Raw genomic sequence first — 14,176 nt, 5'->3', positions numbered from 1 at the left:
AGTAGGGTCAGAGGTCAAAGGTCAGAGGTCAGGGGATGATCGTGCTAGACCTATGGTTCAGATTACCCATTACTTAATACTCACTTCATTTTGGCAACGTTTGGAGAATTTCTTGGGCTGCGCGATCGCAGACTCCTACTTCACCTAAAGCACGTCGCATTTGTTGATAGTTTGCCAAAATTTGTTGACGACAGCTAGGGTTCAGCAACATATCTAAAGCATTTTGGACAATATTTTCGGGTGTGGCTTGCTCTTGCGGTAATTCTGGCACAATTGATTTCATTTCCACTAAATTTGGCGGCGACATAAAGGGAATTGAGAACTTGAGGATATGCCGCGCAATCCATGCCGTCATTGGACTGACGCGATAAATCACAACCTGCGGTACATCCAATAGTGCAATTTCCAGGTTAACTGTTCCCGATTTGGTAATCGCTAAATCTGCTGCTGCTAAGATTTCTAGTGTTTGACCGGATCGCACCGTAGCTTGCAAACCATAACGCGCGATCGCTTGTTCGATGGGTTGGCGATAAATTTCTAACGATAATGGAATCCAGAAATGCACTTGCGGCAATTTGTCTTGCAGCGTTTTCGCCGCTTGCAACATCACGGGGAGGAGATATTTAATTTCCTGGCGGCGCGAAGCGGGTAAGAGGGCGATCACCGTTTGTTCGGGAGGAATTCCTAACGCTGCACGCGCTGCATCGCGACTAGGGGCAGATTGCATCCGATCAACTAACGGATGACCTACCCAAACGACTTTGCCGCCATGTTGTTCAAAATACCGCGCTTCTTCGGGAAAAATCGCTAAAACCTTATCTGTAATTTTGACAATTTGCTCGGTATTGCGCGAATTCATGGCCCAAACCCACACCTGCGGCGCGATGTAGTAGACTATTGGCACGTTTGGTAGTTTGCGGTGGAGATAGCTACCGATATTTAAATTCGGTTGCGCGTAGTCAATCAGCACAACCAAATCAGGAGGATGTTGCTGAAGAAAAGTGATCGCGCGTTTTTGTAGCTGTAGCGTTGGTAACACAAACGGTAGTGACTCAAATATCCCGACTGAACCAATACTGCTTGTATCTCCGAGTACTGTTGCGCCCGCCGCCGCCATTTTCTCGCCACCCAGCGCGACGATCTCAAGTTTCCAGCCTAAACGCGCTGCTTGACGCTGTAATGCTGCAATTAACAACGCGCCTTGTAAATCTCCTGCAACTTCTCCTGTACTGATGAATACTCGTCGCTTCTCCTGACTTCTCATTCATCGCTCCTTGTATCCAGAGTGCGACCAGGAATCAAGCCTCGACGTCCTGACATTTGTGAAAGTTGCAAAAATTGCCGCAGGTGTTGCAGGTGTTCGTTGTCTTGCAACAAGTCTAATTTTTCTAAAGCTTGATTGAGCGTTAAACCAGAGCGATATAACGTGCGGAAAGCTTTCTTGAGCGTTTGCAAGACTTTTCCATCGTCGAGTTCGCTAATACCCGCCCGCTTTAGCCCGATGAGATTGAGCGATCGCACTCTGGCGGGACTGCCTTCAACTAACATATAAGGCGGCACATCGCGGTCAATGCGGCTCATACCGCCCACCATCGCCAACTTCCCGATATGAACAAATTGATGAATTCCCAGAACTCCACCAATCGTGGCGCGCGATTCAATGTGAACGTGACCTGCCATCGCGACAGCATTCGCAATCACTACCGAATCACCTATAACACAATTGTGCGCCACATGAGCATACGCCATGAGTAAATTATTATTGCCAATCAGTGTGGCTTCGCCCGCACCCGTGGCGCGGTTAATCGTTACATACTCGCGGATGCGGTTGTTGTTACCGATTTTGACATACGAAACCGCACCTTTGTACTTGAGATCCTGCGGTTCTAAGCCAATCGCCGCACCAGGGAAAATATGGTTGCCTACACCGATTTCGGTAGGACCATCCAAGACAACGTGCGCGCCGATGATTGTGTCTGAACCAACTTTAACGTGCTCGCCAATAACCGCGTAGGGACCAACTTGCACCGAAGGGTGCAGATCTGCGCCAGGATGAATTACAGCAGTGGGATGAATCAGTGTTTTCAAGAGTTCGTCTCCGCAAGGAACTAGGGTTCAGGGGTTAGGGGCTAGGGATATGAATAAGTAGCCACTACCTTTTTCCGCTAGCCTCCTTTAATCCACCAAGGAAAACATCAATTCGCCTTCAGCAGCCAGTTGACCGTCTACTTCAGCACGAGCTTGCATCTTACCGAAACGACGCCGCTTAACGCACAACAGTTCCGCGCGCATCACGAGTTGGTCGCCAGGAACGACTTGACGGCGGAACCGCACTTTGTCGATTCCCGCAAACATAAACAAGCCGCCTTCGACTTCGGGGAGTTGCGTCAACACAACGCCGCCGACTTGCGCCATTGCTTCGACAATCAGAACGCCAGGCATAATTGGTCGTCCTGGAAAGTGTCCCTGAAAATGAGGTTCATTGAAGGTAACATTTTTGATGCCAACTGCACGTTCTCCAGGAATATACTCAATAATGCGATCAACAAGTGCAAACGGATAGCGATGTGGCAACAACTTTTGAATATCTTCTACCGTGAAAATTGTTTTACCTGTAGCTGTTGCACCATTTGGAGATTGATGCTTTTCAGCAATGGGGGTAGAAGATTCGGAGGAGTTAATGGGAGTGAGGGTGGACATGGGGTTTTTGAGTTAGAAATTGGGATTTCAGTGTGAAGCTAAAATCTTTTGGGCAAGTTGAATGTGTAGGTTGTGGCTTGCTTTGTAAGCAAAGAAATGAGCAGTTGGTAAATTTCCTAACAAGCTCAAATCTCCCACTAAGTCTAAAATTTTATGACGCACTGGTTCATTTGCAAATCTCAAAGGCGGATTAATCCATCCTTCTTGACCGCAAACGAGTGCATTCTCTAGACTGCCTCCCTTAATTAAACCTTGCTGCTGCAAAAAATCAATCTGATGCGCTAAACCAAAAGTACGTGCAGGGGCAATTTCTGTAGCAAAGCTTGACGTTAATGTTGCTGCGATCGCCTTTCCTGGAGACCAACTGTACCACTGATTCCCAATCGCAGGTAATTCAAAATCAATTCCGTAGGTAAAACGGATTTCAGATGCGGGTAATGCGGCAACAAAAGCATCATCATGACGTACCCAAATTGGTTCTGAAATTGCCGCAGGAGCGACGCGGGATTCACCTTGAGCGACAACACCAACTTGGGCGATCGCCTCTACCCATAATGCTGCTGAACCATCGAGTAAGGGCACTTCTGCCCCGTCAATTTCGATGCGGACGTTATCTATCCCCATAGCTGCTAGCGCTGCCAATAGATGCTCTACGGTGCGCACCGTCGCGTCTTCTTGACTTAATTGGGTCGAAAGCACGGTTTGATTAACAGAACTCACCGCCGCCGCGATCGCGGGTTGATGGGGCAAGTCCATGCGGACAAAGTAACGCCCAGCGCCTACCGGTGCCGGAAGCAGTCGCACAGAGGTTTTTTCACCACTATGTAACCCCACTCCTGACTGCTGAATTTCACCTGCTACAGTGTGCTGTAAGGACGCTGGAGATTGATTCTCAGGGCTACTAGGTGTTGTCTGATTCGTCGTTAACTGTGTATTCATGTTGATTTCACCTCTCCCTTCTTCCTACCCTAGCCCCAACGCTACCTCTGAATTAGAAGCGTTCGCCAATCCCAAAGTGCAGGCGATTGTCACCTTCGCTATTGAAACCGTAGTCAATCCGCAGTGGTCCTAGTGGAGACTGAACGCGCAAACCGATACCATAGCCAAAACCACTACCAGGTTTATCGAGTTGTCCGGCTGGGTTTCCAGGTACATTCTCACCTGTACCTAAATCTGAGGCGACATCAACGAATAACGCACCGCCAACGACGGAGAAAATGGGGAATCGATACTCCGCAGTGGCTTGTACAAAACTGCGACCAGTTCCCAAATCGCCTTCGTTAAAACCTCGTACCGAGTTTACACCTCCTAACGCAAAAGCTTCATACGGTGGTAGGTCGCCTAGAACAGTTCCCGCTTGGATATTAAACGCGAGGGTTTCGGGTCCTTCGGCGAAGTTAGTAAAGTTGACTGGTAGGTATTGACTATAGCTGCCGCGTAGGCGATTGAGCAAGATACTTCCTGAACCGATGGGAACCGATTGCTCAACCCCAAACCGCAGTAGTGAACCAGCCGTCGGGCGCAATACGTTATTGCGGCGATCGCGCACTAATCCAACTTGCAAAGTCAACAAGTCATCAATTCCTGTACCCGAAAAACTAAGGTCAGTTGGTTCGCCATCAGGTCCTACCTGTCCTTGTGGTCTTAAATCGCCATCGGAATCGCGAATCGAAATTCTTTGATATTCCAACCCAGCTGAGGCGGTCCATTCGGATCTTTCTAGCGGATTTCGTGATAAAGGACGCGTAAATGTCACGCCACCACCGAGGCGTAATACACGGGGGCGATCGCCTAAAAGCTCACCGTCATTATTGATAACTTCAAACTGCTCGTCACTACTATCAAACACCAAAGAAATCGAGCGGCGACGGAAGGCATTCACGGTATACGAAGTACGAAATGGATCTCCCGCAATCCAAGGATCAGTAAAGCGGACATCGAACAAGACTTCGCGCTGTCCTACTTGTAATTCGGCGCCAACTTTTTGGTTGTTCCCACCCAAGTTTTGTTCTTGGTAACTCAATGTACCAAACAAGCCACTCGCTGAGCTAAAACCAGCACCAGCCGCAATCGAACCACTATTACGTTCATCCACATTAACAACAACGACAACTTGTCGTGGGTCTTGACCAGGGTTTAAAGAAACATTAACGTCTTCAAACAAACCCAAACCAAAGACGCGCTGCAAATCTTGTTGCACTACCGTGCGGTTAAAAACTTGTCCTGGTCGCAGTGCTAATTCGCGGGTAATGATAAAATCACGCGTCCGACCTTCAATGGGTCGTCCTTCATCGTCTGTTGCTTCGCCTTCGCTAATAAAGCGAACTTGAATATCTTCGACAACACCTTCAGCGACTTCCAGCGTGACCACTCCATCGGCGGAAACTTGCGGCGCTGCCACAACTTGTGCCAAAACATAACCATTATCTTGATACCAGCGGTTTAACTGCTGAATTCCTTCTTGTAGCTGCCGCAAATTCAAAATTCTGCCGTACTGCGGCTGAAAGATATTATTGACAACCTCCGCTGGCAACACCGAAGGAACATTAGTACCTGGGTTAGCTTGCACTTGCACCGAGCGTAAAACTGGGTTAGGTTGCACAATAAATGTAACGCGAACTCCCAAGGGCGTGTCTGTGGGTTCTGCACGGACGTTCGAGAAGAAACCTGTCGCGAAGATCGCATTAATATCTTCTTGTAACTGCGTGCGTGTTGTTGTCCTTCCTGGAACCGTACGCACTGCTTGATAAACTTGATTTTCTAGTTCAGGATCTAATACTCCCGTTTCTGCACTCACAACAACTTCAGAAACAAGAACTTGTGGCGCGGTATCTGGTGGGGTGGCTTCTGGTTGCGTTTCTGGCTGGGGTGTTACTGGTGGGGCGACTTCCGGTTGCACTCCTTCGGGTAGGGGAACCGGTTGCGGAGGCGTTGCAGGTGCTGGAACACTCTCTTCACCTGGTGGTGTATCTAGCGGTGCTTCTGGAGTAATCGGCACTTGTAGGCGATTTGGTGTTTCTTGGCGCGGTACTCCTCCTGCACCTGGAGGCGGAGTTACTGGAACTGGCTGTTGCGGTGGAGTTGCTGGAACTCCCTGAATATTCGGCGACGGAAATACTGGCGATGGTTGTGGCTGCGGCGCAGGGCTTGGTGCTTGCTCGTTTGTTTGATTTGGTATTGTTGGAGTTACGGGCGTTTGTCCGAGGAGCAACTTTGCCTTGTGTTGTCGTTGTTCCGTCTTTGTTTCGACAACAACACCTGTTGCTGAAATTGGCGCTTGTGCCATTTGTGGTGGCTGAGATCCTGATTTGATTTGAGATGGATCTACCGTTTGTCCCGCAGCCGGAACTGTTAAGCTTAACGGAGCAGCGATCGCTACTGTTGCTGCCCAAAAAGGGGATATACGCATTTTCTTCAACCTATTCAGCACGTCCACACACCATGTCTACTTTTAACAGGGACTAGGGGTTAGGAGCGAGGGACGAGAGGTTAACTCAGTCCTTGCTCTAATTTCCCTGACCTCTGACCTCTGACTCCTGACCTCTCAGTTGAATCCGTTCTAAAACTTGTTGGTAAGCGTTTTCCACATTTCCTAAGTCGCGGCGGAAGCGGTCTTTATCCATGACGCGGTTGTTAGGATCGGTGTCTGCGGAGTTCCAGAGACGGCAGGTATCAGGACTGATTTCGTCGGCTAATCGAATTGTGCCTTGGGTATCCAAGCCAAACTCTAGCTTGAAGTCTACCAAGGTTATGCCGCAGCTTTGAAAAAACTCTGAGAGATAACGATTAATTTGCAATGCTTGCTGCTGTAATTGGTCTAGCTCATCAGGAGTTGCTAATTCCATCAGTAACAAGCGATCGCGTGTCAACAGCGGATCTCCCAGTTGGTCATTTTTATAGTAAAACTCCACTAATGGCTGTTTCAAAAGGGTACCGAGTGGCAACCCTGTTTGTTGACAGAGACTACCAGCAGCAATGTTCCTGACAACAACTTCTAAAGGCAAGATTTTCACTCGCATCACCCGCATCTGATTCGGTGCTGGGCAGTCAATGAAATGAGTGCGAATGCCGCGCGCTTCTAAATACTGAAATAATGCTTGAGAGATTTTGCAGTTAATCTCGCCTTTTCCCACAATTTTGCCACGCTTTTGAGCATTAAAAGCCGTAGCATCATCTTTATAATGTGCCAGTAAAATTTCTGGCTCATCGGTTGTGTAAATGATTTTCGCTTTGCCTTCGTAAAGCAAGTTTTTCGCGACAGACATTAGCAATTATCGGCTACCAGCAGGTCTAAACGGGCTTTATTATTGTATCGTTCTAACGTAGACAACAGCTGCTTGAAACGAAAAGGAGTTACGGAACTATGAAGTTAGTAATTCGTTGCTAGTGCTACTAGCTCGTGTGAGCAAAAGAAGTAAAGCAGACGTTCGTGTAGAGACTTTCCTGCACTTTTTTACACTCTCTACACCCACATACATTCTAATTTTGCAGCAATTAAAGCTTCGGTTGCTTGCGCGTCGAGTGGACGCGAAAATAAAAAGCCTTGCCCAAATTGACACTTAAGTTCTTGAAGAAGATAGGCTTGTTCAGCAGTTTCTACACCTTCGGCAATAACATCAATGCCCAAATTCTCTGCCAGAACGATCACTGTATTAACAATTTTGCTTTTTTCCCCATCAGTATTAAAGTCCTTAATAAAGGATTTATCAATTTTTAAGGTATCAATTGCAAAGCGGTGTAAATAGCTTAATGATGAGTACCCAGTTCCAAAATCATCAATTGATAAACCAATTCCTAAAGCTTGCATTTCTTTCAACATGCTTGCAACTAAATCAGCATTTTCGACAAGCGTACTTTCGGTAATTTCTAGCTTTAAATCGCGGGCGTTGAGTCCTGTTTCTCGCAAATTTTGCTCGACTTGCGTTACTAAATCAAGCTGGCGAAATTGTTTGGGCGATATATTGACACTCATTTTTAAATTGCGCGCCGCAGTAAATTTCTGCTGCCATTCATACATTTGACGACAAGCTTCGCGCAGTACCCAGGTACCAATTTGAATAATTAAGCCAGTTTCCTCCGCCACAGGAATAAATTCTGCTGGAGAAATGAACCCGCGTTCTGCGTGCCAAAGACGGATGAGTGCTTCAAAACCGACTAACTCTCGCGTTTTTAAATTAACGATCGGTTGATAGTGAAGCTGAAATTCTTGACGTTCTACGGCGCGGCGGAGATACGTTTCCATTTGTAACAGTGCCACGGCTTGAGCGTGCATACTCGTATCAAAAACGGCGTATCGTGCTTTACCCAATCCTTTGGCACGGTACATAGTTGTATCAGCATCTCGCAATAAATCTTCGGGTTTTTCGTAACCTGTCGTACTAAAAGCAATGCCAATACTTGCTGAGGTAAAAACTTCGTGTCCTTCAAAGTTAAATGGCAAAGCTAATGCGTTTTGAATGCGTTCGGCAATTTGCGTGGCATCTTCTACTTTACGAATATTTTCTAGTAAGATGGTAAATTCGTCACCACCAAGGCGCGCAACGATATCTTCAGGACGCACGCACATTTTGAGGCGACGCGCGATCGCAATCAATAGCTGATCGCCAATCAAATGACCAAGACTATCATTGACAACCTTGAAGCGGTCAAGATCTAAAAATAACACCGCAAACGAATAATCTTCTTGCTGGCGGACACGTTCTATGCTTTGCTCTAACTGTTCGGTGAACAAGAGGCGATTCGGTAATCCGGTTAAAGCATCATGAAAAACTTGATGCAACAATTCGGTTTCTGCGGCTTTGCTGGCGGTAATATCAGCTTGCGAACCTGCGAGGCGATAAGGTTTACCATCGCGATCGCGTACCGCTAATCCGCGACTGAGCATCCAACGATAAGCACCATCTTTGTGTAAAATCCGGTATTCTTTTTCTAGTTGTGGTGTTTGTGCTTGTAAATGCGATGCGATCGCCGCTTTTAGGTGGTCAATGTCTTGTAAATGCACCAAATTAAACCAGTCTTCTACCGTGTTACCAATTTCTCTTTCCTGATAGCCCAACATCGATTTCCAACGCGGAGAAAAATAAACTTCATTTGTATTTAAATCCCAATCCCACAATCCATCGTTAGTACCACTCGTGGCTAGCGCATACCTTTCGTCGCTTTCACGTAAAGCTTCCTGAATTTCTCGGCGTTGTTCTTCAACTCCAATTGCTGCGGCAATAATCCCAATAATTTTTTTATCCGCTTCAGTTAAAGTCAAATTGTGCTGATATGCACACAGCGCACCAACAATCGTCTCTTTACATTTGACCGCTTGACATATATAAGTTTTGGCTTTTTTAGTTAATATCTTTAGATGTATGTTGGCTTCATGTGATTTTTGTGAATCGTGACCCACATAACGATCTTCACAGCATTGTTGAATCAACTGCTCAAAAACACTTTCGGGTGAATTAACCTCAAGCTTGTCTTCTGATGCAATTTGCCATTGTCCTACTAAACAAACTTTTGCCTTTTCTAGCTGATAATAACTAGCACCAACTGCGCCTAAAAGTTCACCACAAAGCGCCGTTAGTCGATTAATATTTGCTGTTGGATCTGTACCGAAACTCAAAAAACATTCGTTAATCTTCGTCAGTCTTTCTTGACTTTGCTTGCGCTCTGTTATATCTTGTGCTACACAAACTATTCCTTGTAGTTTACCTTGCTGATTGTACATGGCTGTAGCTGAAAACGATATAGGTTTCTGTTTGCCTGTATTTGTCAGCCAGTACGTTGCCAAGATTTCTATCTTTCCCCTACTTAAAATTTCTTGAATACTTAATCTTTCAAGTTTTTCTTCTTGTGGAAATAAAGCTTTTATTGATTTTTCAATAATTTTATCTGGGCAAGTTTCTAAAATTTTAGCTGTAGCTAAATTAACTCTAAGAATTACTAAGTTAGTATCTAAAACAATCAAAGCATCTGCCATGAATTCAATGATACTATCTAGATAAGATTTAGATACCATCGTAGTATTCAAATCATCTAGCATTTGATTAAAAGCAGCAGCCAAAATACCTATTTCATCTTGATTTTTGATATTTACTCTTGTAGAAGTCTCTCCTTCACCTACTCTATTTGCTGCTTGAGTAAGTTTAATTAATGGTTTAGCAATTGAACTGGAAATAAAAGACCCTAAGCCAAGTGCAGAAGAAAAAGCCAAAGCTGTTGAGAAAAGTATAAGTTTATTTGCTCGATTGAGCGCTCCTTGAACTTGTTGAACTTCGGTTAAAAGTTCTCCTCTTGCATCGTGATTATATTCCACAATTAGAGGTACTAGCTGTGTTTCAAAGTGAGGTTCTAATTCTTCTTCAAAAAAACTGGCAGCTAATTCAATATCTTGATTAGCCAAACTAAATAAATGAATGATATTATTTTCGTACCCTAAAACCCTAGATTCAATTTCTTCTAAATCTTCTAGTTTTTCCTCTTCTTTTAAACGCTTTTTTACGTCTATGGCAGCAAGTTTAATTCCTTGGGTAGTTGCTTGCTTACTTAGATCTATATGACCACTAACTTTTGATAAATCTTGTAGTACTGTTTTCTTGAGATTGATTATTCTAGTTTGAGTTTCTTCTGTTTTGTCTGTCTGATAACTACTGTGATGTTTTTCCTCTAATAATTCTCGTAATGTAGCTTGTATTTTTTGTAATACTAGCGAAACTTCATTCGAGTTAGCGAATTCTTCTAAAGAGCTTTTTGTTACTTGGTTAATACTATATCTAACTCTTATATTATTTAATAAAGAAATACTACTAGTCACTCCCAACAAGAAAGAAGTACCTAAAAAAGCACAAATTAATTTTTGCTTGAGTTTCATGCGGCTTGACTATTGAATTAGCAATCTTCTTATTGAGTAGTTGCTATCTATAAAAATTTAAAAAAGCAAATTGCGGTTCAACGTATAAAGACATTTTACTTTCAAAGTTTTAGATTGTCATTTGTACGGTTTTTGCTTTAATTTTGCAAAGCAGTAAGCGTTTATCAATTTAAATTAGTTTAATTTATTTTTTCGTAGTGAGCACTATAGTAGATGAATGGCACTATATAATAAATATTTCTTGGTGACTGTAAATTCAACGATAAAAATACTGAACTTCTCAAGAATTTTCGGATTTTACTTAAATTTAGGTAGTTGTAGTAAGCTACCAATCTGAACTATGGTCACTATGGCTAAGTAGAATTTTGTCATTTAACTTAAAACTCTGATAGGTGAAATGTGTTAGATGTTAGAAGGCAATTTAGAGTTGAAGTTTAACATTAGAGTTTGATGCGTTTTACATTGACTGAATGCGAATGATGAATTTCCCTACGCGCAAAAGTACGACTAACTTTTTATATTAGATAGTTAAACTCATAATGACTTGAGAATACCTGTGTCGTATAAAGTAGTTTTATAGAAGGTAGTATTTGCTAGGTCAATAACGATTAACTGCTCCTGAGATATTCATCAGCAGCAGTACCGACGCTTCACCCGCACTCAAGCGGAAAGACAATAGCGAATTACCTAAATCTCAAACCAACACCGCCTTGAATGGATATCGCATTACCACCGCCATCACGGAAAGCATCAAAAGCAATGACTGCATTACCAAATATGACCGTATTGCTATTAGGAACAACGTAATCAATTCCTGGCTGTAGCGCAAAACTGACTTGATCTCCTACCGGAGAAGGCGTATTTCCGTTAGTAAAAACAATTCCAGCCCCGATATATGCATCAGTTTGCCAACTCAGCGGGACATCATACGAAACTGTAGGGACAACAGCAGTATTACTGCCGATAAATGCTTGTGTCCGTAAAGAAAAAGGTGCTTCTAAAATTTTGTATCGTACGGCAACTACACCACCGAGTTGACGACCATCGCCCTCAGCGTCTCGACTTAATCCTACCGCAGGACCAACACCGATATAACTACCATAAGCAGCCTGGGCAAATGCTGGTTGTGTCAAACCGCTGATGAGTGCGATCGCACCTACTCCCACAAAATAATTCAAACGTTGCATTATTCACCACTCCTCACATCAATCGGGGCTAGGGCTTTAAAATCAAAGCAGAGAAGTCATCACGGATGAATGTTGAGTTAATTCAACACTCAACACTAACTACCAATCACTAGCCACTCATCACTCAACAAATTAGGGACAACGAGGATGACGACCACCCTGTGTACAAATATACGCTAGTTGTTTCGCATCTAAATTCTTCGCGTTGCTAAAATCAACACCCTCGATAATCGCAGACAGCATCGCTTCGGGAGGGGCTTGAATAAATTGATCGGGAGAGGGCGATTTAAAAAGAATTGCACCTTGCATATCAGTTTGGACTAGCTGCGCGCCACGTAAATCTGCTTTTCTCAAATCCGCGTTACGCAAGTTTGTATTTTGCAACTGTGCATTGCGAAAACTGACACCACTCAATCGCGAATCACTTAAGTCAGCATCTTTCAAATTAGCGTGAGAGAGATCTGCGCCTGATAAATCAGCACCGCGCCAGTCAGATGCTGTCGCATTAGCATATTGTAACTGCGTCCCTAAAGCACTCGCACGACCTAATCTTGCTGCGCGGAGATTTGCACGCGATAAATCAGCAGCGGCTAAATCGGTACCTGTCAAACTGGCGTTTTCTAACACGACATCTTGCAAGTTAGCTCCGACAATTTGTGTACTACTGAGATTAGCACCCATCAAGTTTGTGCCAGCGAGATTCGCGCGGTTAAGAATCGCATGGGTGAGATTTGCGCCATGCATCGCGATCCGGCTGAGGTTAGCTTCCGTTAAGTTTGCAGCTTTGAGTTGCGCGTCACTCAAGTCAGCAATGCGATCGTCAGCGGTGTTCCAGCGCCGATCTTCACCCACCGATCGCCATTGCGTACCGCGCAAGCTTCCTTGGTTAAGATTGGCACCGCGCAGCTGAATTCCTGATAAATTGACATTATCGAGAAACAGCGCGAAGGGTAAAGCCGAATCAGTCAAGTTTTCTCCGAGAATTGTCCGGCTTAAGTCAACGCCGTTGAGATGACCACTATAGATACTTAGGAGATTGGCGATCGCGCGTTGTGTTGCTTCGAGACGTTGTTGATGCAGTGTCAGTTCTTCGGGTTTACTGCTGTAGCGCACATAATCTAACGCATTAGCTATAGACTGATTGGAGCGCCGCAAATGTGGGATGACGCGTAGCCCAGTACTCGCGATTGTTTGTTGAATCGTATCCAGCAAAAGCGGATCAGTTTCTTGCCCTAAAAGATCGACAAGCATTTGTAGGGCTTGCGGATCGTTGATTGTTCCCAGTGCAGTAATTGCTTTACGACGTTCTTCTACAGTCGTAGGTGCATTGTCACTAAGTTTTTGCACCAATTCTAAAAATTGTTGACTATTTTGCTGTCTTAGCTGACGTTGGTTTGCTTGTGTTTGAATGTAAACTTGAGTACCGACTAAAGTACCAAGCACAGCCGCCATACTGCTAAGAGTAATAAATAGTATCACAAAACCAGGATTTCGCCGCATCCAACGCCACCAATCGGGTTTTTGGCGTTTGCGGGGTAGTACAGCTGTTGCCATTGTCACAGTTGGCGAAACAGGATGCGCGGCATATGGTGCGTACTGGGAAATCAACGGACTCGTTGCGGGGCGTAAATTGCCAAGTAACGCCGCATAGCTGCGATTGGCGTCAACAACATAAGTTCCTGCTAGTAGATCGTGCCAGCAGCGACGGTAACGGTTAAATCGCGCGCTGATGCCTTCTCCGAGTAGTGTCAGTAGCGAAAACCCTGCCAACATTCCCAGCGAAGGAAACGTACTGCTAAAGTGCCACAATATATAAGCGACTAGCAGTGGTACGCCCCAAGCCCCAACGACTTCGCGTAGCAGGATACGTCGCATTCCCGCAGGATTTCCCGCAGCAGTCACAACGCGCACGCCAAACCAACGCTTAGGGAGAGTACTACCTGTTTTGGCGAGGAGATATAGCTGCCAACTACTCAGGATAATCGGGGCGACTAACGCGCCCGTCCAAAGCCAATTTGTCAGTGGGGCGACTTGTTGCGGGCGGTTACTTGGCGGCAGCGCCAAGGTTGTCGTGATCGCGTCTTCGGCTATTGCTAGTACTGGATTTATCGGCTGCGTTCCTTCAGTGCGTGCTTGAGTATAGACTCCTAATCCGAAAGGAACTACAGCACTCGTAATAATTAAAGATACTTCGACTGTCCAAGCCGCAAAGCGCCTCGTTATGAGTGGCAAGGATTTTGATTTTTCTTGCCCCGCACGGCGGCGATCGCGATTGACACTTCTCCTCACAGTTGAGTTCGCCATCACACCTTCCTCTTTGATATTTTGTTTGACACCGTAGCGATCGCCGACACAATTTTAAGAACGTTTCTCGTACAGAGTTCTAAATTATGAGTTGACTTGATTAACTCAGTTTCAACATTCATAA

At 44.9% G+C, this 14,176-nt stretch carries 9 protein-coding genes; all 9 read right to left on the bottom strand.

Features of this window, described 5'->3' with window-relative positions; all coding sequences use genetic code 11:
* Positions 1–85: 85 nt before the first annotated feature.
* The 9 genes from lpxB to NIES1031_RS07360 all read right to left on the bottom strand — a co-directional run bounded on the left by lpxB (position 86) and on the right by NIES1031_RS07360 (position 14,052).
* Positions 86–1,264, bottom strand: a complete 1,179-nt coding sequence (lpxB, locus tag NIES1031_RS07400) for a lipid-A-disaccharide synthase (protein WP_073548820.1) — start codon at positions 1,262–1,264, stop codon at positions 86–88.
* Positions 1,261–2,088, bottom strand: a complete 828-nt coding sequence (gene lpxA, locus NIES1031_RS07395) for an acyl-ACP--UDP-N-acetylglucosamine O-acyltransferase (protein ID WP_073548819.1) — start codon at positions 2,086–2,088, stop codon at positions 1,261–1,263. The genes lpxB and lpxA overlap by 4 nt, the downstream gene beginning before the upstream one ends.
* An 87-nt stretch (positions 2,089–2,175) precedes the next feature.
* The gene (gene fabZ / locus NIES1031_RS07390; protein ID WP_073548818.1) at positions 2,176–2,700 is read right to left on the bottom strand and encodes a 3-hydroxyacyl-ACP dehydratase FabZ; all 525 of its coding nucleotides are present in this window, start codon (positions 2,698–2,700) and stop codon (positions 2,176–2,178) included.
* 27 nt (positions 2,701–2,727) lie between these two features.
* A complete protein-coding gene (gene lpxC, locus NIES1031_RS07385; protein ID WP_073548817.1) occupies positions 2,728–3,639 on the bottom strand; it encodes a UDP-3-O-acyl-N-acetylglucosamine deacetylase in 912 nt (303 codons plus the stop codon).
* Positions 3,640–3,691: 52 nt separating this feature from the next.
* Entirely contained in the window at positions 3,692–6,109 is a 2,418-nt protein-coding gene (locus NIES1031_RS07380) for a BamA/TamA family outer membrane protein (RefSeq protein ID WP_073548816.1), read from the bottom strand.
* 97 nt (positions 6,110–6,206) lie between these two features.
* Positions 6,207–6,965, bottom strand: a complete 759-nt coding sequence (gene purC / locus NIES1031_RS07375) for a phosphoribosylaminoimidazolesuccinocarboxamide synthase (RefSeq protein ID WP_073548815.1) — start codon at positions 6,963–6,965, stop codon at positions 6,207–6,209.
* Between the two features lie 197 nt (positions 6,966–7,162).
* Entirely contained in the window at positions 7,163–10,561 is a 3,399-nt protein-coding gene (locus NIES1031_RS07370) for an EAL domain-containing protein (RefSeq protein ID WP_073548814.1), read from the bottom strand.
* Positions 10,562–11,244: 683 nt separating this feature from the next.
* Complete coding sequence (locus NIES1031_RS07365) at positions 11,245–11,748, bottom strand: hypothetical protein (protein WP_073548813.1); 504 nt, start codon at positions 11,746–11,748, stop codon at positions 11,245–11,247.
* 132 nt (positions 11,749–11,880) lie between these two features.
* Positions 11,881–14,052: a pentapeptide repeat-containing protein gene (locus NIES1031_RS07360; protein ID WP_073548812.1), complete on the bottom strand. Its 2,172-nt coding sequence runs from the start codon at positions 14,050–14,052 to the stop codon at positions 11,881–11,883.
* Positions 14,053–14,176: the final 124 nt, after the last annotated feature.

This window comes from Chroogloeocystis siderophila 5.2 s.c.1, assembly GCF_001904655.1.
GTDB lineage: Bacteria > Cyanobacteriota > Cyanobacteriia > Cyanobacteriales > Chroococcidiopsidaceae > Chroogloeocystis > Chroogloeocystis siderophila.
Note: the sequence above shows the minus strand (reverse complement) of the source record. Positions and strands in the feature narration are given on the sequence as shown.